The sequence below is a fragment of the Pseudomonas sp. TAE6080 genome, from assembly GCF_018732265.1.
Classification (GTDB): Bacteria; Pseudomonadota; Gammaproteobacteria; order Pseudomonadales; family Pseudomonadaceae; genus Aquipseudomonas; species Aquipseudomonas brenneri.
In genome coordinates, this window is the sequence record NZ_JAHIDY010000003.1 from 53,030 (window position 1) to 72,645 (window position 19,616).

The following is a 19,616-nucleotide window of genomic DNA, read 5'->3' on the forward strand; positions in this document are numbered from 1 at the left end:
GCCAGACTTTCAACGTACCGGGTGAACGGACGTGGGCAGCATCTATTTGATTCGACATGGCCAGGCCTCCTTCGGTGCAGACGACTATGACGTGCTGTCGCCCGTTGGTGTGCAGCAGGCGCAGATCCTCGGCAGCCACCTGGCTGACCTGGGCCTGACGTTCGACCGCTGTGTGTCGGGCGACCTGCGTCGTCAGCAGCACACCGCCAACGCCGCGTTCGAGTCCATCGGCGCCCAGGGCTTGCCGGTGCCTGCGCTGGAAATCGACAGCGCCTTCAACGAATTCGATGCTGACGCAATCATCCGCGCCCTGCTCCCGGACTTGCTCGACAGCGAGCCCGAAGCCCTGGAGACCCTGCGCAACGCCCCCCAGAACCGTGGTGAGTTCCAGCGCATTTTCGCCCTGATCATCGAACGCTGGCTGAGCGGGACTTACGACACGCCCGGCCTGGAAAGCTGGCTGGGGTTTGTCGAACGCGTCCGCGGTGGCTTGCAACGCCTGCTTGAGACTGCCGACAACACCCACAAAATCGCGGTATTTACCTCTGGCGGGACCATTACCGCCCTACTCCACCTGATTACCCACATACCTGCCGCCCAGGCTTTCGAGCTGAACTGGCAGATTGTCAACACTTCGCTCAACCACTTGAAGTTCCGTGGTCGCGAAGTGGCACTGGCTTCCTTCAACAGCCATACCCACTTGCAGCTGTTGAAGGCGCCGCAGCTCATCACCTTCCGATGAATTGCGGCCAACCGTGACCCCAAGGTCACTGGCACCACCCATAAAAGGATCGAACCATGACTGACGTAGCTAAAGCCGTAGAAGCAATGAAAGCCAAATTCAACCCAAGCGCCGCCGACGGCCTGGACCTGGTGTTCGGTTTCCGTATCGACGACACCAAGAACTTCTCGCTGATCGTCAAGGACAACACTTGCGAACTGCAAGAAGGCGAGAACCCAGACGCCCAAGTGACCTTGGTCATGGACGGTGAAACCATGCAAGGCATCGTCGACGGTTCCACCGACGGCATGCAGGCCTTCATGGGCGGCAAGCTGCGCACCGAAGGCGACATGATGCTGGCGATGAAGCTGAGCGAGCTGTTCCCGGCCTGATCCAGGGCAACCTGGGTTGACCAATCCCGCCGACCCAGGCGGGATTTTTGTTTGTGCCTGTCGCGCTCATTCATTTGCAGAATGAAGTCCAGAGGAATCTTCGTTTGCGCCCACAGGCAACGCCCAACAAAATCTGGCTTACGGCCCATACCACCGTTATCGCAGCCAGGAATTTTTCTATGTCTACCCCGCGCCATATCAGCCCCGACGACATCCGCAAAGACTTCTCCAGGGCCATGTCCGACATGTACCGCGAGGAAGTGCCGCTGTATGGCGCGTTGCTGGAGCTGGTGGCCGAAACCAATGCCCGGGTGCTAGCAAACGATACCGGTCTGGCGCAGCAACTGCAGCGCACCGGTGAAATCCAGCGCCTGGACATGGAGCGCCACGGCGCCATCCGCCTGGGCACCGCCCTTGAACTGGCAACCATCAACCGCCTGTTTGCGGTGATGGGCATGCAGCCGGTGGGCTACTACGACCTCACCCCGGCTGGCGTGCCAGTGCATTCCACGGCCTTTCGCGCAGTGCATGAAAGCGCCTTGCAAACCAGCCCGTTCCGGGTCTTCACTTCGCTGCTGCGCCTGGAGCTGATCGAAAACCTTGAACTGCGGGCCTTTGCCGAAGCCGCCCTGGCCAAGCGCTCGATTTTCACCCCACAGGCCCTGGCCCTGATCGAACAGGCCGAAGCCGACGGCGGCCTCAATGCCCGTGATGCCCAGGCCTTTATCCAACAGGCCCTGGAAACCTTTCGCTGGCACCACACCGCCACGGTCAGCGCCGCCCAATACCAACAACTCAGCGACCAGCACCGGTTGATTGCCGACGTGGTGGCCTTCAAGGGCCCGCACATCAATCACCTGACCCCGCGCACCCTGGACATCGACCGCGTACAAGCCGACATGCCCGGCAAAGGCATCACCCCCAAGGCCGTGATCGAAGGCCCACCCCGCCGTCAATGCCCGATCCTGCTGCGCCAGACCAGCTTCAAGGCCCTCGACGAAGCCATTGCCTTTACCGATGCCAAAGGCAGTCACAGCGCAAGGTTTGGCGAGATCGAACAACGTGGCGTGGCCCTGACGCCCAAAGGCCGGGCGCTGTACGACCAGCTACTCAACGCCGCCAGGGACGAATTGGGCGCCTTTCCCAATGAAGCCAACGCCCAACGCTACAGCGAACTGATGGAACAGCACTTCCAGGCCTTTGCGGATAATTACCGGGACATGCGCGAACAAGGGTTGGCGTTCTTTCGCTACTTCGTGACCGACAAGGGCCGCGTAGCCGACAAGAGCCCTCGACCTAGCCTGGACGCACTGCTTGAGGCCGGTTACGTGGCGATTGAACCCTTGGTATACGAGGATTTTCTGCCGGTCAGCGCGGCGGGGATTTTCCAGTCGAACCTGGGCGATACGGCGCAGAGTCACTACGCGGCCAACGCCAACCAGGCTGAATTTGAACAGGCCCTGGGTCGCCGGACCATTGATGAGTTGCAGTTGTATGCAGACACCCAGCAGCGCTCGATCGACACCTGCCTGCAGGCGCTGCGCACCTAGAAAAAAGAGTTCGCCCGACACCACAACGCATTCCATGCGCAGTCAACGTGCCCCAGGGTCGGGCGAACGGTTGGGATAATAGGCAGTGGCGGGACGGCTGTCCTTTGGTCAATTCTGAACAAATATGGACACGCGCCAGCGCTGGCTAATGCCCCTTGGTTTGCTCCAACTGCTCAACGATTTTATCTTTGATCAAAAGACGTTTCTTCTTCAGGTTTTCAACATCATCGTCATTGGCACTTGCGGATTCAGCTTCCAATACCTCCTTGTCGGCGACGTCATATTGGGTAAGCAATACATCCAACCGATGGTGGTTTGCCCGACGCTGCTGGACATCTTCCTTGCTCAACCCCAAATCCTGATAAAGATCATGTTTCACTGGCATGAAGTACCTCCGCAAGTTAATCAATGACTGGTACACCTTGAAGCTAGCCCATCCATAGGCCTCTTGTCATGCCCAGGGTCAATTCCCCAGGCCGACATAGAAGACAACTAGCGCTGTGCAGGAATCCGGAGCTCGCCACCACGGCATTGTGTCTTGATGCTCTGCGGGCAACCGGCCAAGCGCAGTTCCTTGCTCAAGCAGACCCGCACCTCCGACAACACCTTGCCCTTGCAGATCACGGCCATGCCGTGGCGCCCCATGCTGGGGTTACTCTCGCGAAACAAGGCTTCAATGTCCCTGGCGGCGAGTGGGCCGGGCACATTGAAGGGCTGGAACGCCTGCGGGATCTGCACGACAGCCAATGCGGCGTCGGTCTTGTCCAAATAGTCGGACGCCTCCAGGCCACTGCATGTGCCGTGCTTGGCCCATTCGTGCTTGAGCAGTTTTTCGGTGACGAACAATGACAGGCCCTTGGCCATTTCTTCGGCCGACAACCGTGACTGCGGCAGGCAAGAGGCCGGCCACCCGCCCCGTGCATATTGCGGCCACAGGCCATGCAGCACAAAGCCGTAGCCCTTGCCGACGCACTGCTGGTCCTGCGGGTGGGTCAGGCAAAACGTCGGCGACCAGGACAATGCCAACACATAAAAATCAAAGTCGCCGGCCTGCCCCTGGTTACGCGAGGCGGCGCCTGCCTGCGTAGCCAACACCAGGCACAGGGCGATCCAGGCGGTTTTCCATTTCATCGAACTAATCCTTCATTAAAGTGAACGGCCAGTGTTCTGAACCACCGCCCCAACTGGTAGTCAGCCAACGCGCCGCCGCGCAGCAGAAAGCACAACAGCTCCAGGCATCAAGGCTTGCGCTGCAACACCCGATCCATGATCCGGTCGGTCTTCAAGGCCTCGATCGCCAGGGCCGGGTGCACGCTCTCGCCGCGAATATGGGCGTTCATGGCCAACACGTGGTGCCACTGGATATGGGGGTGATGGGCAATGTGCAGGGTCTCGCTGACCTCGGCTTCCAGTTGCAACGGCTGCTCGTCGAACACTGAAAAAGTGATACGCCCCTGACTGCCAATCAACTCGACCCGGTCCTCGCGACGGTCGGCGACAAAGTTCCAGCAGCCCATCCCCAGTGCGCCCGAGCTGAAGCTCCAGCAGGCGGTGACGGCATCTTCCGCCGCATAGCGCTCGGCCTGGCGTGCGGTGTAACCCGTGACCTCGACGATATCTCCCGCCAGGTACTGGAACAGGTCGAGGCCATGGCTGGCCAGGTCGGCAAAATAGCCCCCCCCGGAAATTGCCGGATCGGTACGCCAGTTGCTGGCTTGGGTATCGGTCGGCGACGGCGGCTTGCACAACGTCCAACTGAGGTGCCGCAACTCGCCGATGCGCCCCTCTTGCAGCCAGGCGCGCACCTGCTGGAAGCGCGGCAGGGAGCGGCGGTAATAGGACACAAACAGATGCAGCCCGGCGCGCTCGAAGGTGCGCTGCATCAATGCGCTCTGTTCAGCATTCAGCGACATCGGTTTCTCGACGCAGCAATGCTTGCCCGCCGCAGCCGCCAGCAGGCTGTATTCCAGATGGCTGTCAGGTGGCGTAGCGATGTACACCGCATCCACTTCGGGGTCATTGACCAGTGCCTGGGCATCCGTGTAGGTCCGGGCAATCCCGTGGCGTGCCGCATAATCGCGCACCGCTTCCTCGCGCCGCCCCATCACGGCCACCAGCGCCGAGCCTGGTGCTTTGTAGAAAGCGGGTCCACTCTTGATTTCAGTAACACTGCCACAACCGATCATGCCCCAGCGGATGGTGCTCATCTGACTTTCCTTCATCAGTATTCTTTCAGTCGGGCAGTATCGGTGTTTTCCTGCGCGGTCTCCAGCCTCCCCCTATAAAGACCCAGCATGACAATTGCATTACACTTTTATGACTATCACCTGGCTGCGGGGGCACAGACGATGAAAATACGCGCAACGGTGATTTGCGAGCACAAGGGGCATATTCTGTTCGTGCGCAAGGCCAGGTCGAAATGGGCATTGCCCGGTGGCAAGGTCGAGCGCAATGAGCGCCCAGTCGGCGCGGCCGAGCGTGAACTGCAAGAGGAAACCGGGCTGAACGTGGATGGTTTGCTGTATCTGCAAGAATTAAAGGCCAGTGACACACTGCATCACGTGTTTGAAGCCTCGGTGGTGAACATTGACCAGGCCAGGCCCTGCAATGAAATCATCGATTGCCAGTGGCATGCCTACAGTGCCCTGGAGCAATTGGATGCCACCGACGCCACCAAGCGGATTGTCCGCTCGTTTCTGCGCAGGCTCTGATACCTAGCCGAATGCCGCAAACCCACGGCGCCCGGCCGCAAGCTCGGTGCGCAGTTCGCCGATCAGGTTGGAGATGGCACGGATGCTGTCCAGGCCCTGTGGCGACACACCGGTCAACAGCAGGTCCACACGACCGGACTCGGGCTCGAAGACACGGATCGTCAAAAACCCCTGGGGGTTGACGCTACAGTCGCACGACAGCGGGACGAAACCGGACGCCATGATGCGGCTCAACTCAACAATCGGAATCATCCTGGACACCCTTGCTCGCACATGACGCGATAGACGTGATCCATGCAGGGTAGATCAGGTTGTGCAGCACGTGTGAGTAATCCTGTGAAAGTGTTAGCTACCCCACACTTTTTCCCGACGGCGCTGGTGCATTGGCGCCAGAAAAACCACGAACATTCAGGTATGAAGGTCAAATCGCGAGCAAAAAAAATCCCAAGTAGCTGATGGACACTTGGGATTTAAAAATGCATAAACCGTGGGAGGTGAACGCCGGGGCATAATAACCAGCGAGACAACTTGTAACAAGTTGATTAATAGCCTTTCGTCGGATTAAAACAGCGCTAAGTCATTCAATAACCACACATTTTTTATGGAGCATGACTTCCTCAGTGCTACTTTTTGGTGCAACTTACAAACTTTCCAGGTTAAAACCTTAATAACTATCAGGTTAATGAACATCCATGAACGCAGTTGACGTTTGTGTAGGCGCCGGCTTGCCGGCCAAGCACCTGGGAGCAACGTGGGGGACCAGACACCCCGCGTTATCGTTGACGTTTTTCGCGGGCAAGCCCGCTCCTACAAAAGTCTATTTGCGCGCCAACTTGTAACGCACGCACTCTTCATAAAAGCTTGCGCGAACGGCCGTAGGCTTGAGTCGCGAAGGGCTGTCATAGGTCTGCTCGGTGATGCCCATGGCCATCATGCGCATCCAGGACTTGTCGAACTTGTACCGCTGGATCTTCTGCCGCGCCGCATACAATGAAACGCCGGCCAACTTCAGCTCCTGGGCCCTGGCCGCCGTCCCCGCGCCCCAACTGCACATATACCGATCCCCTTCGCGCAGCGCCTTGCCCTGGGCCACCGCAGTCCCGCTCGCCAGGGCCAAGGCAATCAGCATGACTTTTACGTTGCGCATTGGCATCCCACCTAACCACCTGAAAATAAAAGTGATTTTGGCGAAACATTGGCGGCGTGGGGGCCAGCAAAATGCCTTCTCGATACATTTGAGCAAAACCCTTGCCCGCTGCAATAAAAAAGGTCAGCTCGATAACGAACTGACCTTTTGAGACGGCATTGCTACGCAGGGCGTTTTTTCAACTCACCACTGATACGTCGCACTGGCCTGCACCGTACGCTGCGAGCCATACCAGCACCACGAGTACGAATAGCAGGACGCGACGTACTCTTTATCCGCCAGGTTGGTGGCGTTCAGCGCCAGGCGCAGGTTGTCGCCCAGGGTATTGATGTGCGGGATGTCGTAGTGCACCGCCGCATCAAACAAGGTGTAGCCCGGGACCTTCAAGGTATTGGCAGTATCGCCCCAGGACGAGCCGACGTAACGTGCGCCCGCACCTACGCCAAAACCCTTGAGGTTGCCGTCGTGCAAGGTGTAGTCGGCCCATACCGAGGCCGTGTGGCGTGGTACAGCATAGGTGGTGGTGCCCTGGGTCGGTACGGCCGGGCCTACGCCAATGTCGGTGATCGGCGCGTAGCGCACGGTGCTGTTGGATTTGCTGATGCGGTTATCGAGGTAGGCATAGGCCGCCGTGATATCCAGGTTGTCGTTAAGGCTGGCCTTGCCTTCCAGTTCGAAGCCACGGGAGCGCACTTCACCGTCCTGTACCTGGCAACGACCACTGCCACACAGATGAGTGGGGTCCGGATCCATGGTCGGCACGTTGTTCTGGCGCAGGTCGAAGATGGCGGCGGTGATAAAGCTGTTGCTGCCTGGCGGCTGGTACTTGATGCCGATTTCGTACTGCTTGCCTTCGGTCGGCTTGAACACCGAACCGCCGTAGCCGGTACCGGTTTGCGGGGAGAAGGATTCGGAATAGCTGGCGTAGGGCGCCAGGCCGTTATCGAAGAGGTAGACCACACCCAGGCGGCCAGTAAAGGCTTTGCTGTCCAGGGAGGATTTGGACTTGGCGCCGGTCTTGAGGGTCAGCGTGGTGTTGTCGGTGCTGGCCCAGTCATAACGGCCGCCCATCAACAGTACCCACTTGTCCCATTTCATTTGCTCTTGCAGATACACCCCGGTCTGCTCACTGCGAGACGTGGCGTCAGTGGTGAATGCCGGCGTCTGCACTGGCACGCCGTATACCGGGTCGAAGATATCCAGGTCCGATCCCTTGCCATAACCGGCCTTGGTATCGACGCTGGTGTTCTGGTAATCAAGCCCCATCAACAGCGTGTGCTGCACCGGGCCGGTGTCGAACTTGCCTTGCAACTGGTTATCCAGGTTGTAGGCGTCCATATCGACATCGGTGGCGATGGTCGAGCGGTTCATGGTGCGGTAATCGGCCTGCAGATTATTGCTGTAGATGCTGCGATAGATCCCTTCGCTGCGCATATAGCGGGCGTTCTGGCGCACGGTCCAGACATCGTTGAAATGATGCTCGAAGGCATAGCCGATGGAGTAATGCTCGCGATCACTCTTCTCGAAGTTTTTCTCGCCGTCATAGAAATCCACATCGATCTTGCGCCCGAGCGGGCTGTGCAGCACCGAACCCCAGGCCGGGACCGAACCGTAGGACGCACCCTTGGGGTCCTTCTGGAAATGCCCGAGCAAGGTCAGCGAGGTGGCCTCATTCGGACGCCAGGTAAAGGCCGACGACAGGGACTGCCGACGGGTCTCGGTGTGTTCGACCTGGCCGTCGGCATCATCGAACAACCCGGCGACGCGATACGAATAAACCCCTTGCTCGTCCAGCGGGCCGCTGAGGTCGAAGGTGGTGCGTTTCTTGTTGAAGGTGCCGTACTCGACGCCCACTTCATGGAACGGCGTATCCAGCGGGCGCTTGGTGACCATGTTGATCACACCGCTGGGGCTGCCCTGGCCGTACAACACCGACGCCGGGCCGCGCAGGACCTCCACGCGCTCCAGGTCAAAAGCATCCTTTTGCGGCGAGGCATCGCGGCTTGACGCCACGCGCAAACCATCCAGGTATGTCACCGGCGAGAAGCCACGGATGGTCAACTGATCCAGGCGCGAGGCAGTGGCGCCACGGGTTTCCGGGACGACCGCGGCGCTGTAGCGCAGGATCTGGTTGAGGCTCTCGGCATTCTGCGCACGCATCTGGTCCTTGGTGACCACCGAGATCGATTGCGGGGTCTCGATCAACGCGGTGTCGGTCTTGGTGCCGGACAGGCTGCGCGTGGCGACATAACCGGACACCGGGCCGATCGGGCTTTCGCTTTGATAGGCACCGCTGATGGTCGTGGCCTGTAACTCCACAGAACCGTCCGCCTGGGGGATGGGCTCGATGCGGTAGCGCTTGGCAGTCAATGCCTGGGCACGTAGACCGCTACCCGCCAGCAACTGGGCCAGTGCTGCGTCGCTGCTCAACTGCCCGCTCAAGCCACTGCTGCGCTTGCCGCGGGTCAAGGCCGGGTCAAAGGCCAGGGCCAGCCCGGCCTGTTCGGCAAAGCCGTTGAGGGCCTGGCTCAGGTCACCGGCAGGGATCGAGAAATGGCTGCTTTCATCAGCCCATGCCGTGTGAATGGTCAGGGGCACAGCGGCAAAAGCCATCGCCACTGACAGCGCCAGCGGGTGCAACGGACGAGCAAAGCGTGACATGAGAGGTCCTGGAAAATGGAGTTCTATATTCCATGACGGCCATGTCGGGAAATCGGGTATGAATGACAGGTTTTTTTATTTGAATGGGTGTTTTCAGCCCGCTCAGAGGGGTTTGACCAGCACCATCAGGTCAGTGAAATACTCCACCTTGATCGGTAGGTTATCCGCCAGGGTCGCCAGCGCCGCGTCGCTATCGTCGAGCTTGAACACACCCGACACACGCATGCCTTGCAACGCCTGGGGATCAAAATGCACTACGCCATGGCGATAGCTGGCCAGGGTTTGCAGGACTTCGCTCAAAGGCCGGTCATCCACCGTGAGCAAGCCTCGGGTCCAGGCAGCCGGGTCGCTGTTGCCGTCCGGTTGTGCCGGCTGCGCACGGCCCTGCTTGAGGATCGCACGCTGGCCTGCGGTCACTTTCACCGCTTCGCTGTCGTTGCCTTTGGCGGCCACTGTTGACTCGATCACCGTGACCACGGTCGAGCCGTCCGCGGCACGCTGGACCAGGAAACGCGTACCCAGTGCCGTTGCCGTGCCCTGGTCAGTGCGCACCATGAATGGCCGTTGCGCGTCCTTGGCCACTTCGACCCACATCTCGCCCTTGAGCAATTCGATCACACGCTGGCGGCCATCGAATTTCACGTCCAGCGCCGAGTTGCTGTTGAGCTGCACCTGGCTACCATCGGCCAGGACAACCTGACGCCGCTCACCGACGCTGGTACGTTGGTCAGCTGTCCACACCGGCAGTTGCTCAACACCCAGCCAACCGATAACCAACACACCCAGCAACGCCAGGGCTTGCCCACCTCGCACGGCGTACCCGGATTTACGTGGAACAAAGGCCTGATTCAACGCCAGGCGTGCCGGCTCGGCAGGCAGTTCATCAAGGCTGCCCCACAGCGATCGCATGCGCTCGAAAGCCACCCGATGACGTGGGTCGGTCTCGCACCACGCCTCAAAGTCTTCGCGGTCGGTAGCGCTGACGTCCTCGTCATTGAGCAGCGCCAACCAGCGCGCCGCCTCACTGACAATCTGCTCGGAGGATGTCACAGCGGGTCGGCACCGTGCAGCGTGTGGTAGCAATGCACCAGCGCGCTGGAAATGTAGTTTTTCACCGTGCTGGACGACACCTGGAGCTGGGCGGCGATTTCACTGTAGGTCAGCCCGTCCAGGCGGCTGAGCAGGAACGCCTCGCGAGCCTTGTCCGGCAGACCGGCGAGCATCAGCGCAATGCGCTCCAAGGCCTGCAGCGCCACATGAATGGCCGCCGGGTCGGGCATGCCAGCGTCTTCGTATTGGACGGCCAGGGCTTGCATGTAGGCTTTCTCGATCTTGCGCCGCCGCGCGCCGTCAATCAGCAGGCGTCCGGCTGTGGTCGCGAGAAATGCCCGGGGCTCTTGAATGTTGTGGGGCTCGGCCAGCAACAACACCCGTACGAATGCATCCTGGGCCAGGTCCGCCGCATGCTGTGAGCAGCCGAGTTTCTTGCGCAGCCAACCGTGCAACCAGGAGTGGTGGTCGCTGTAGAGCGCGGTGAGTGTCTGCTGGCGGCGGGCGATATCACATTCGGCCACAGGAAAATCATGCATGCGCAAAAAATTCTCAAACAAGAAAGATTACCAATCGCGCAAACGATGACAGCAAAACGATAGCAGGGCAAGGGCCCGACGATGGCGCCTGGCTATAAGTTTAGGAGCCTTAACGCAGGCTCCAGGAAACCCCGGCATACACGCCCATGCCATCGCCCGGCGTCGAGCGCGCCATATCACGGCCTTGATCGTCATAACCCGGGGTCACGGTATTGGCGTAGCGCTGGTTGGTCAGGTTGCGCAGGTCGACCCAGGCTTGCCAGTCCTGTTTCGGTGCGTCGTAACCAACGGTGGCGCCCAATAAGCCATAGGCTGACGCGTAGTAGGAGTTGGCATAGTCCACCGCCACCCGCGAGGAATACTCGCCATTGAGGCTGCTGAAAAAACCGCTGGGATGGCTATAGCGCAACTGCGCCTGGTAATAGTGCTTGGGGATGCCGGGCAACGTGTTGTCGCCAAAGCGTGGGTCGTCGCGGTAGTGGAAGTTGCTGAAGGTGTAGGCCTGGCGCAGGGCCAGGCGGCCGGCATTACCACCGTCCCACAGCGGGCTGGTGAGGCTCAGTTCCAGGCCCTGGTGGATGGTCGGGCTGGCGTTGGACTCGGCGACTACCTGCGAGGCGGTGAGACTCGCCGCCTGGGTCTCGACGCTGAGCAGTTCATGGCGCACCAGCGAGTGATACAACGCCAGGTCCCACTGGCCGAACCAGGCTTCGCCGCGCCCGCCCAGTTCCAGGGTAGTGGCGGTCTGGTTTTGCAGTTCCACGCCTTCACGGGTCAGGCCCGCCTCCGGCCTGCCAGAGTCTTTCGCAAAGAATTTGTTCGAACCCCAGATCATCGACCAGGCATGCGGCGGCTCCACCGAACGGCTCAAGTTGCCATACACCTGCAACTGCGGGTTGAAGTCATAGCGCAGGCCCACGCGCGGGGCGTAGTCCCAGTCGTGGGTACTCAAGGGGGCACGGGTGTCGGGATAAGTGACTTCGGTCTCGCGGCGGGTGTAGATCGCCGCCAGGCCGGTGGTCAGCCACAGGTCGGGCAACAGTTCCAGGTCGTTGCTCACGTGCAACACCGTATCCGAGCCCAGGTAACTGTAGTCACGGGTCTTGGTGCCGGGAGTGAAGTTAGCAGTGGTGCCGGCGGGTACACGCACGTACTCCGACACACCGTTATTGGGCAAACCCTGGGTGGTGCGCAGGCCGACGATGGTCTTGCTGTCGCGCCCCAGCAGCGTGTCCTGACGGATGTAATTCAAGGTGCCGCTGATATCGGTGTATGCCACCTTCAACCGGTTGGTGCCTTCGCGCAGGTCCATGGGGTAATCGTGATAGACCAGCCCAGCCTCTACCCGAGAGTTATCGTCCAACTGCAATGTGGTCTTGTTGGCGATCCAGGTCGACCCCGGCTGCAAGCGCTTGGAGTCGCGCGCCAGGTTGACGGCATTGGCCTTGCGCGGGCTGTGCTCGATCTGCTCGCGCGTGAGTTTGCCGGGGCTGTCGTTGGCGGTTTCGCGGTAACGGAAATAGAAGCGGGTTTCCAGGTCCGGGTTGAATCGGTAGCCGAAGTTGGCCGCCACACCCTTGCCACTGCCGGCGCTTTGTTGCTGGAAGCCATCGTAGTCAGAGTCGGTCAGGCTGATGTAGTAGTCAGCATCACCCAGCACTTGCCCGGAGCTGATTTCCCGCTGGGCGTAACCATGGCTGCCAGCTTCGTAGCGCACGCGCAACTTGGGGGCATCGTAGCCGGTGTGGGTCACATAGTTGACCGCACCACCCAGGGCCAGTGCGCCCCGGTCAAAGCCGTTGGCGCCGCGCAGTACTTCGACCCGGCTGAGCCACAACGGGTCCTTGAGTTCGTAAGGCGTGCCGCCGGGGCCGGTGAGTGGCAGGCCGTCGATGGTTTCATAAAGGCCGGACGCGTGGCTGCCAGGACCACGGTTGATGCCCGAGCCGCGAATGGAGATTTTCACCCCTTCGTTGTTCGCCGCCTTGGCGTAGATGCCGGCCTGGTACTTGAGCACATCTTCGTTGCTGCTGACTCGCCCCTGCTCGACGCTAGCCATGTCAATGTAATTGGTCCCGCCGGGCACCTGCCGCAGTTGCGCCTGGGCCGCTTCGCCTTCGCTCAGTTCACTGCTGGTGACTTGCAGCGGCGCCAGCTGCAGCGCTTCCTGGGCCTGGGCCAGGTGGCTGAATGTCAGGGCGACGCCGAAAGGAAGAAGCAGCAAAGGTTGTCGCAGGCGCATGGGCCGAATCCTGGAAAAGTTCAAGCGTTGGAAGAACATGGGATACGGCAGGTCACGTCTGTTTTTAAGTCCAAAATAGAATTAATAAATGCAAACTCAGTATTTAAGGAAATAAGCTGCACGCAGTAATGTGGAGCAACCGAGTCACCACCGTCACCCGAGACTGCCCCATGTCGATATCCGCCAACGTCATTGATTTCACCCTCCACCGCAAGCGCCGCCAGGCACGTGCAGCGGCCGAGCTGATGTGGGCAATGTATGCGGCGCGTGCCGGGCTGTCGGGATTCACCTTGCAGACCAGTAACGCATCCAGCGATACACGCCGGGCATAAGGCCGATGAGTTTTCTCCAGGCCCTTCCCGAACGGCTGCCTCCCACCGCTCAACCCAAGGATTGCGCCACCCGCGACGACGATGCCATCAGCCAGTGCGTCGCGCATAACCTGCAGCGCCTGCGCAGCAAACGCTACTTGTCCCTGGATGCGCTGGCCCGCACCTGTGGAGTAAGCCGGGCGATGCTTGCGCAAATCGAGTCCGGACGCAGTGTGCCGTCGATCAAGGTGCTGTGCAAAATCGCCAAGGGCCTGAAAGTATCGGTGGCGGCGTTCCTGGAAAACCGCTCGTTCGAAGGGGTTGAATTGCTCCCCGCCCACCACAGCAAACGCCTGGTGAGTGCCGATGGTACGTTCGTCAGCCGTGCATTGTTTCCCGACGACATGTCACGCCAGTCGGAGTTCTATGAGATACGCCTGAGCGCGCGCGGTGAAGAGGTGTGCGAAGGCCGCAGGCCAGGAATCCAGGCAAACCTGGTGGTCGCTCAGGGCGTGCTGGAAGTCAGCGTCAATGAGGAGCGATACTTGCTGTCCACCGGCGACTCGATTCTGTTCTATGCCGACCAGCCCCACCGCTACCGCAACCCGGCAGACAGCGATGCGCTGGCGTTCCTGGTCATCATCCACCCCGAACGCCTGGACTGAATGCAAAAAGCCCCGCCTGAGCAATCAGGCGGGGCTTTTTCATGCCCGCGAACAGCCTGTCAGCAGGTGCAGCACATCATCGGCATGCCGTTGCAACTCATCATCATCGGCATGGCGCAGTCATTCATCATTTTCTTCATCAGCATGCAGCAGTTGTCCATCATCGCCATGCTCATGCCGGGCATCGGCATCATCTTGCAGGTCATGCCATCGGCTTGCAGGGTGCATTCCATGACGCACTTCATCATCGGCATCGACATCCCCATCGGCATGTTCATCGCCGGCATGTTGCTCATCATGGCCATGGTGTCTTGCGACATGCACATCATCGACAGATTGGTACACTGCATCATCATCGGCATGCCGCAGTTCATCATCATCACCATCATTTCGGCGTTGTTCTTGAACATCGCCATGTCCATGCCGGCTGCCGGTTTCATCGTGCACATCATGGCATCACCGGTCATTTCGCACTGCATGGTGGCCATCATCATCGGCATGCCCATCATCGGCATCATCGGCATCGCGTTGTTCATTGGCATCTGCATGGCATTCATCATGTTCGAAACTCCGTAATCGACAGGAAAGGACTAAATTCTGGGGCCGATTCTAGAGATGACACACGACGGTGCAAGACGCTGGCCGAGCAGCAGGAATAGACGTCAGACCGTCCGATTATCATTTAGGACAGACTGCAAAAGCGTGGGAGCAGACAAATGCTTGTTATTACATCCACTCCCGATGCAGCGACCTGGAAATGGCAGCGATGGATATTCACTAAAGTGCTATGTACCTTCGATAAGGAAATAAACGATCTAACCCTTGTGAAAATAAGCGCCTGATGCGGGCTGGCGCGCAATACTGCGGTACTGTGCGGAGCCCGATCGTCGCTCCACTATCGCCATTTTTTTAAGGCCGACTATTTTTATGCGTCTGATGAATGTTGCCGGCGTATGCCTGCTTTCTTCGGTACTGATGGGCTGCCAACAGCGCCCACCCGCCAACGACCAACTGGATGCAGTGCTGTGGACCCAGACCTCCATCGAGCATGAGTTGATCTATCGCCAGGTGTTCGCCGACGCCACCCGCCAGCTCGACGTGGCCCTGGCCACCAAGGGCTGGGACGCCCTGCCCTTTGCCCCGCGCAACCTGGCCGGCCTGCCGCCGGCGGTGATCGTCGATATCGATGAAACCCTCCTGGACAACGTGCCGCTCAATGCCCGGGACATCATCAACAACCAGGTCTACTCCTATGACCGCTGGAACACCTGGGTCGACCAGGCCAAGGCCCATGCTCTGCCCGGCGCTGTGGCATTTTTGCAGGCGGCCAAGCAACGCGGGATCAAGGTGTATTACCTGACCAATCGTGAGCACAGCCAGGTCCAGGCCACCGTCGACAACCTGCGCTTGCGCGGTTTCCCGATAGAAAACAATGAGCAGGTGCTGGCAGCCGCTACCCCGACCGGCCATTGCGAACAAGCGGGCTACGGCAAGAACTGCCGGCGCCAATGGGTCGCCAGCCAGGCGCGGGTGCTGTTGATGGCCGGTGATTCCCTGGGGGATTTCGTCCAGGCCGAACACAACACCCTGGCCGCCCAGCGCCGGGCGGTCGAACCCTATGCGGGCTGGTTCGGCCAGCGCTGGTTCCTGTTGCCCAATCCTACCTACGGCAACTGGTACAGCGCGCCCTATGGCGACCGCGAAGAGATACCGTTTGCGCAGAAGCGCTTTTTCAAGCGTGAGGCCCTGCAGTTGCAGCAATAACCCGCTTTATGTAGGAGTCGGCTCGCCGGCTCTTGCCCCAGAGCAAAGCTACTCCGTAACTCTAGATTTTAATATTTTCGCGAATGCTCCAGCCAAACTTCACCGGCCCTCCGTCCTTTGCGCCTTCAGCTTTCTGAGGCTGGTAACTCACTTCCACCTTGGCAAAATTCAGCGCGAGACTCTCATAATAGATCCACGGTTGACGCCGAAACTACTCAAGTTAAAACAGGCCACAGGAAGTCTACCAAAACGCATCAGTGCCACAGAAATCCAGGCGTCCACCGCAAGCCATATTCGAGACGCCATGGCCGCAACCCTTGGCTTGGGAAGCAGCGCAATGTCTGGGAACATCAACACATTAGCTATTGGCATCTATGAAGAAGTAATGCCATGAGCCGGCAAAGGAGACTAGACCTGAAAAAGTCGCAAGGCCGGAAAACGCTCTACGACTCCAATTTTTTTATTGAAGATCCATGGCCACTCCTCAAACGTTATATGCCGGTTATAGGGGGCGACCTCCTTGTCGGGTGCTTCTCGATTGCTATAACCACCGTCTTGGTAACGGTGACCTACCTCTCTACACTCCCAACGGTTCTGCTCTCCCAGATATTTTTTTTCGGCAGCCTGGGGTCGGGCCTGATATTTACGATCGCTAAATTCAAAGTTCTGTCCGGTCGAACTCATTGGGTTTGGATAAGTACCGGAATTTATTTCACGTGCCTGCTGATATCCCTTCCGGCAATCATCTATCGCCCAAGCCTTTACCTTTACCTCATGGCGCTCGTTGGGCCGCTAGCAGGCCTGCTGATTCTCAACAGCAACCGGTGCAAGGAAATGCGCAAAAAGATGGTTGAAATCCGCAATAAGCGTGAAGAGAAAGTCGTCACCCTCAAAAAACAAGGCAAATGGAAGTGGTGGTAGAGCCAGGGGTTACACAGCCGTCGCCTGGCGATACTGACGCGGCGTAAAGCCGGTCAACGCCTTGAACTGCCGGGTAAATGCACTGACACGCGGGTCACGTACGAACCTGGGCGATTAGGCTAATGTACTGACCCTGAGTCCCCTTCACTTTTAAGGCCGAGTCTTTCACGCGTAATCCCACTTTCGCCAGTATCTGCCTGTTTTCTTCGCTATTGGTCGGTTGTCAGCAGTACCCACCAACGACCAACTGGATGCCGTGCTCTGGACCCAGACCTCCATCAAGCATGATCTGATCTATCGCCAGGTGTTCGCCGACGCCACCCGCCAGCTCGACGTGGCCCTGGCCGCTTTTTCAAGCGTGAGGCCCAGCAGTTGCAGCAATGACGATCAAATGTGGGCCCTGTAAAGCCGCCCCGTAAGACGGCGATAACGGTGGGTCAGCCACCATAAGTACTGACATCGCCAGGTAGAGAAAGCTGCATACCGGAGTGCGTTGAAAAGTCTTTACACGATTAAACCCGTCAAGCCTTGTGGAACTATGTTTCCTTCGATACCACAGACCTTATCAAGTCAATTATGAACACCTGCATAAGTTTCGACGGGACCAACTTTGATTATAGGCCTTATTATGAAAACCATAGACAGACCACCTTCCAGCCCCTCTAACACCACACAGTACCCAGTACCATCCAGCAATGGCTTGCCTGACGGGGTAAAAAAGCAAAATCGTGATTTCTCAAACACCCTGACGATATCTGAAATAAAAAAACCAAAACTGGGAATATATCCTGACAAAGAGGAGCTATCAAAGAAGTACCCACTCCTAAGCGATCGAAACGTTACAGTTTCTCGCGAACTGAAGTGGGTATATGAAGCGCCTAAAACCAAGGTAAAAAAAGATCGCCTGGTGATAGAAACCACAAGTCATGCAGACACTGTTCACGTAAAGAAAGCAAACAACAAAAGCATTGATATTATTATCAATGGCAAGACCTACCATATAGACAGTCAGCAGCGTGATCATAAAATCCCGGAGATCCATATTAAAACCCTCGGAGGCGACGACCACGTCTGGGTCGATCCTGATGTCAGTGAACGGATGCTCATCGAGACCGGGGATGGTGCCGACTATGTTCAGGCCGGAAGTGGTTATACGCGGGTGCTGGCGGGTGCCGGCAACGATACGGTGCGACTTGGCAGCGGCTTTGGTTATGCCGAGGGAGGCAAGGGCGATGATGTACTGATTGCAGGCCGCGGAATGGGAGCACTGTACGGCAATGATGGCAAGGACAGAATGTTTGCAGGCTACTTTGGCAACACCCAAAGAACCTACATGGATGGTGGGCGTGGCAATGACGAAATGTACGCAAAGGGTGGGCGTACTATTATGCACGGCGGTCTGGGCAATAACTTTATAATGAGTTGTGGCGGCAGCCATATTTATACTGGCAAAGAAAAAAACCGGGTTATCTCACTCAGTGATACCAATACGATTTTTGCCAAGACAGATGATACTGTCCAACGCACCTCCGGTTCTAAACTAGTAGAGGCCAAATACTCTGACGCAGGGCACGAGGGCTTGAAAGTTTCGGGAACTCCTGAGTTCAAACAGCGGATTGCAGATGACCTTGAGCTGCTACGCCTCTCACCCACAGGGCAAAAAATGCTGAAGGAGCTTGATGAAGCCTATCGGCGCAATATTGCGCCTGCCGGTGATACACCGAGTGCTAAAATATTCAACATGGAGACCGGGCAATTTGAAGAAGATCAGTCCGTCGAGATCAAGCAAACAGACGATGATAACGGGCACTTCTTTTTCCGGGACATAAGCGTCAACCCTTCATACATAGAGACCAAGCACCAGACATTTCCAATCAGTGTTTTATATCATGAAATGGCCCACGCTTATAACTCTGTAAACGAAAGTGAATTTAAAGGAAAAACCAAGATCAATGATGGACCTAAAGGATTAGAAGATAATATCGAGCGTCAAGCCGTCGGGTTATGGACGAACGAGTCATTCGACTTCGACGGAGACCCGTCCACACCGCGTACATTTACCAACCCGAAGCCATTCACGGAAAACGGCCTTCACGAAGAAATGGGTGAGCCCCTGCGCAAGGCGTACCACATTGAGAATGTTGTTTGAAGGTCAAAGGTTAACTTGTCGCCTGGCGATACTGACGCGGCGTAAAACCGGTCAACGCCTTGAACTGCCGGGTAAATGCACTGTGGTCGGTGTAGCCGCACTGCAAGGCCACATCGGTGATCGGCAACTCGGTATGCAACAGGCGGTGAGCATGCTCCAGGCGCACTTTCTGGATCATCTGCCGGGGCGTCAGGTGGAACACGCGCTTGCAGTAACGCTCCAGTTGCGCCACGGACGTACCGGCGATGCGCGTCAACTCACCCAGGGTCACACGTCGGTTGAAATGGGCGCGGATGTATTCGTCCACAGCAGCCAAGCGCTGATAGGCCGGGTGGGTTTCGCTGGCCGATTGCAGGTCGACCGAAATGCCCGCCAGGCCGATGATCGCACCTTCGTGGTTGTGCAACGGCCATTTATGGGTCAGGCACCAACCGGGTTCGCGGCTGCCGTACAGGTGCAACTCCAGTTGGTCTTCCAGCACCAGGCCCTGCTCCAGCACGCGCCGATCCTGTTCGGTATAACCCGGCCCCAACTGCGCGGGAAACACCTCGGCGCTGGTTTTGCCCAGTAGCGGCCGGCGGTCTTTCAAGCCGCAACGCTGCACCAGCGTACGGTTGGCCATGACGTAGCGCGCCTGCACGTCCTTGATAAACATCGTCGCATTGGGGATCACATCGAGCATCGGCAACAGCATGGCCACGCCCGCCAGCAGTTGTTCGAGGCTGTGTGGCCGCTGCTCGCCGCCTTGGCAAAGGGTTGCAAACGCGTTCTGCATCATGCCACTCACCGCCTC

At 58.3% G+C, this 19,616-nt stretch carries 22 protein-coding genes and 2 pseudogenes; 12 read left to right on the forward strand and 12 right to left on the reverse strand.

Going from position 1 to position 19,616, the window contains the following annotated elements; all coding sequences use genetic code 11:
- The first annotated feature begins 31 nt into the window (after positions 1 to 31).
- From KL786_RS03825 to hglS, 3 genes are all read left to right on the forward strand, one after another.
- Positions 32 to 742, forward strand: a complete 711-nt coding sequence (locus KL786_RS03825) for a histidine phosphatase family protein (protein WP_215516799.1) — start codon at positions 32 to 34, stop codon at positions 740 to 742.
- A 56-nt stretch (positions 743 to 798) separates the two neighbouring features.
- A complete protein-coding gene (locus tag KL786_RS03830) occupies positions 799 to 1,113 on the forward strand; it encodes an SCP2 sterol-binding domain-containing protein (RefSeq protein ID WP_215516800.1) in 315 nt (104 codons plus the stop codon).
- A 179-nt stretch (positions 1,114 to 1,292) separates the two neighbouring features.
- Positions 1,293 to 2,663 (forward strand): 2-oxoadipate dioxygenase/decarboxylase HglS, encoded by a 1,371-nt coding sequence (hglS, locus tag KL786_RS03835; RefSeq protein ID WP_215516801.1) that lies wholly within the window; start codon positions 1,293 to 1,295, stop codon positions 2,661 to 2,663.
- A gap of 145 nt (positions 2,664 to 2,808) precedes the next feature.
- Here hglS and KL786_RS03840 read toward each other — a convergent pair whose 3' ends face one another.
- From KL786_RS03840 to KL786_RS03850, 3 genes are all read right to left on the reverse strand, one after another.
- Positions 2,809 to 3,048 carry a DUF465 domain-containing protein gene (locus tag KL786_RS03840; RefSeq protein WP_215516802.1) on the reverse strand — a complete coding sequence of 80 codons (240 nt, stop codon included), beginning with the start codon at positions 3,046 to 3,048 and terminating at the stop codon, positions 2,809 to 2,811.
- A gap of 107 nt (positions 3,049 to 3,155) precedes the next feature.
- Positions 3,156 to 3,794: a ribonuclease T2 family protein gene (locus KL786_RS03845; RefSeq protein ID WP_215516803.1), complete on the reverse strand. Its 639-nt coding sequence runs from the start codon at positions 3,792 to 3,794 to the stop codon at positions 3,156 to 3,158.
- Between the two features lie 107 nt (positions 3,795 to 3,901).
- Positions 3,902 to 4,870 carry a Gfo/Idh/MocA family protein gene (locus KL786_RS03850; protein ID WP_215516804.1) on the reverse strand — a complete coding sequence of 323 codons (969 nt, stop codon included), beginning with the start codon at positions 4,868 to 4,870 and terminating at the stop codon, positions 3,902 to 3,904.
- A gap of 141 nt (positions 4,871 to 5,011) precedes the next feature.
- Here KL786_RS03850 and KL786_RS03855 point away from each other — a divergent pair, with 141 nt between their 5' ends.
- The gene (locus KL786_RS03855) at positions 5,012 to 5,374 is read left to right on the forward strand and encodes an NUDIX hydrolase (RefSeq protein WP_215516910.1); all 363 of its coding nucleotides are present in this window, start codon (positions 5,012 to 5,014) and stop codon (positions 5,372 to 5,374) included.
- 3 nt (positions 5,375 to 5,377) lie between these two features.
- On the opposite strand, the gene KL786_RS03860 is transcribed toward KL786_RS03855, so the two are convergent.
- Positions 5,378 to 5,626 carry a DUF1652 domain-containing protein gene (locus tag KL786_RS03860; RefSeq protein WP_032857266.1) on the reverse strand — a complete coding sequence of 83 codons (249 nt, stop codon included), beginning with the start codon at positions 5,624 to 5,626 and terminating at the stop codon, positions 5,378 to 5,380.
- A 565-nt stretch (positions 5,627 to 6,191) separates the two neighbouring features.
- Entirely contained in the window at positions 6,192 to 6,521 is a 330-nt protein-coding gene (locus tag KL786_RS03865) for a hypothetical protein (RefSeq protein WP_215516805.1), read from the reverse strand.
- Between KL786_RS03865 and KL786_RS03870 the strand changes: the two genes are divergently transcribed.
- The gene (locus tag KL786_RS03870; RefSeq protein ID WP_215516806.1) at positions 6,502 to 6,672 is read left to right on the forward strand and encodes a hypothetical protein; all 171 of its coding nucleotides are present in this window, start codon (positions 6,502 to 6,504) and stop codon (positions 6,670 to 6,672) included. The two genes, KL786_RS03865 and KL786_RS03870, sit on opposite strands and share 20 nt — an antisense overlap.
- Before the next feature lie 32 nt (positions 6,673 to 6,704).
- Here KL786_RS03870 and KL786_RS03875 read toward each other — a convergent pair whose 3' ends face one another.
- From KL786_RS03875 to KL786_RS03890, 4 genes are all read right to left on the reverse strand, one after another.
- Positions 6,705 to 9,182 (reverse strand): TonB-dependent siderophore receptor, encoded by a 2,478-nt coding sequence (locus KL786_RS03875; RefSeq protein ID WP_215516807.1) that lies wholly within the window; start codon positions 9,180 to 9,182, stop codon positions 6,705 to 6,707.
- Positions 9,183 to 9,284: 102 nt separating this feature from the next.
- Entirely contained in the window at positions 9,285 to 10,232 is a 948-nt protein-coding gene (locus KL786_RS03880; protein ID WP_215516808.1) for a FecR family protein, read from the reverse strand.
- On the reverse strand, positions 10,229 to 10,771 hold the full coding sequence (locus tag KL786_RS03885) for a sigma-70 family RNA polymerase sigma factor (RefSeq protein ID WP_032857274.1): 543 nt from the start codon (positions 10,769 to 10,771) through the stop codon (positions 10,229 to 10,231). Before KL786_RS03885 ends, KL786_RS03880 begins: the two co-directional genes overlap by 4 nt.
- A gap of 109 nt (positions 10,772 to 10,880) precedes the next feature.
- A complete protein-coding gene (locus KL786_RS03890; RefSeq protein ID WP_215516809.1) occupies positions 10,881 to 13,013 on the reverse strand; it encodes a TonB-dependent receptor family protein in 2,133 nt (710 codons plus the stop codon).
- Positions 13,014 to 13,183: 170 nt separating this feature from the next.
- Between KL786_RS03890 and KL786_RS03895 the strand changes: the two genes are divergently transcribed.
- Complete coding sequence (locus tag KL786_RS03895) at positions 13,184 to 13,345, forward strand: hypothetical protein (RefSeq protein ID WP_167360822.1); 162 nt, start codon at positions 13,184 to 13,186, stop codon at positions 13,343 to 13,345.
- A gap of 5 nt (positions 13,346 to 13,350) precedes the next feature.
- Complete coding sequence (locus tag KL786_RS03900) at positions 13,351 to 13,989, forward strand: helix-turn-helix domain-containing protein (protein ID WP_215516810.1); 639 nt, start codon at positions 13,351 to 13,353, stop codon at positions 13,987 to 13,989.
- 59 nt (positions 13,990 to 14,048) lie between these two features.
- Here KL786_RS03900 and KL786_RS29405 read toward each other — a convergent pair whose 3' ends face one another.
- Entirely contained in the window at positions 14,049 to 14,222 is a 174-nt protein-coding gene (locus KL786_RS29405; RefSeq protein WP_252193604.1) for a hypothetical protein, read from the reverse strand.
- Here KL786_RS29405 and KL786_RS03905 point away from each other — a divergent pair.
- On the forward strand, positions 14,158 to 14,565 hold the full coding sequence (locus KL786_RS03905; RefSeq protein WP_252193597.1) for a hypothetical protein: 408 nt from the start codon (positions 14,158 to 14,160) through the stop codon (positions 14,563 to 14,565). The genes KL786_RS29405 and KL786_RS03905 overlap by 65 nt on opposite strands.
- A gap of 351 nt (positions 14,566 to 14,916) precedes the next feature.
- Entirely contained in the window at positions 14,917 to 15,753 is an 837-nt protein-coding gene (locus KL786_RS03910; protein WP_215516812.1) for an HAD family acid phosphatase, read from the forward strand.
- Between the two features lie 61 nt (positions 15,754 to 15,814).
- Here KL786_RS03910 and KL786_RS29410 read toward each other — a convergent pair.
- Positions 15,815 to 15,937, reverse strand: a pseudogene (locus tag KL786_RS29410) (type VI secretion system tube protein Hcp); the annotation flags it as partial.
- Between the two features lie 206 nt (positions 15,938 to 16,143).
- Between KL786_RS29410 and KL786_RS03915 the strand changes: the two are divergent.
- The 3 genes and pseudogenes from KL786_RS03915 to KL786_RS03925 all read left to right on the forward strand — a co-directional run bounded on the left by KL786_RS03915 (position 16,144) and on the right by KL786_RS03925 (position 18,823).
- Complete coding sequence (locus KL786_RS03915; protein ID WP_252193586.1) at positions 16,144 to 16,674, forward strand: hypothetical protein; 531 nt, start codon at positions 16,144 to 16,146, stop codon at positions 16,672 to 16,674.
- Positions 16,675 to 16,865: 191 nt separating this feature from the next.
- Positions 16,866 to 17,020: pseudogene (locus tag KL786_RS03920) on the forward strand (acid phosphatase); the annotation flags it as partial.
- Between the two features lie 282 nt (positions 17,021 to 17,302).
- Positions 17,303 to 18,823 (forward strand): M91 family zinc metallopeptidase, encoded by a 1,521-nt coding sequence (locus tag KL786_RS03925; protein ID WP_215516813.1) that lies wholly within the window; start codon positions 17,303 to 17,305, stop codon positions 18,821 to 18,823.
- Between the two features lie 10 nt (positions 18,824 to 18,833).
- Here KL786_RS03925 and KL786_RS03930 read toward each other — a convergent pair whose 3' ends face one another.
- Complete coding sequence (locus KL786_RS03930) at positions 18,834 to 19,601, reverse strand: AraC family transcriptional regulator (protein ID WP_215516814.1); 768 nt, start codon at positions 19,599 to 19,601, stop codon at positions 18,834 to 18,836.
- Positions 19,602 to 19,616: the final 15 nt, after the last annotated feature.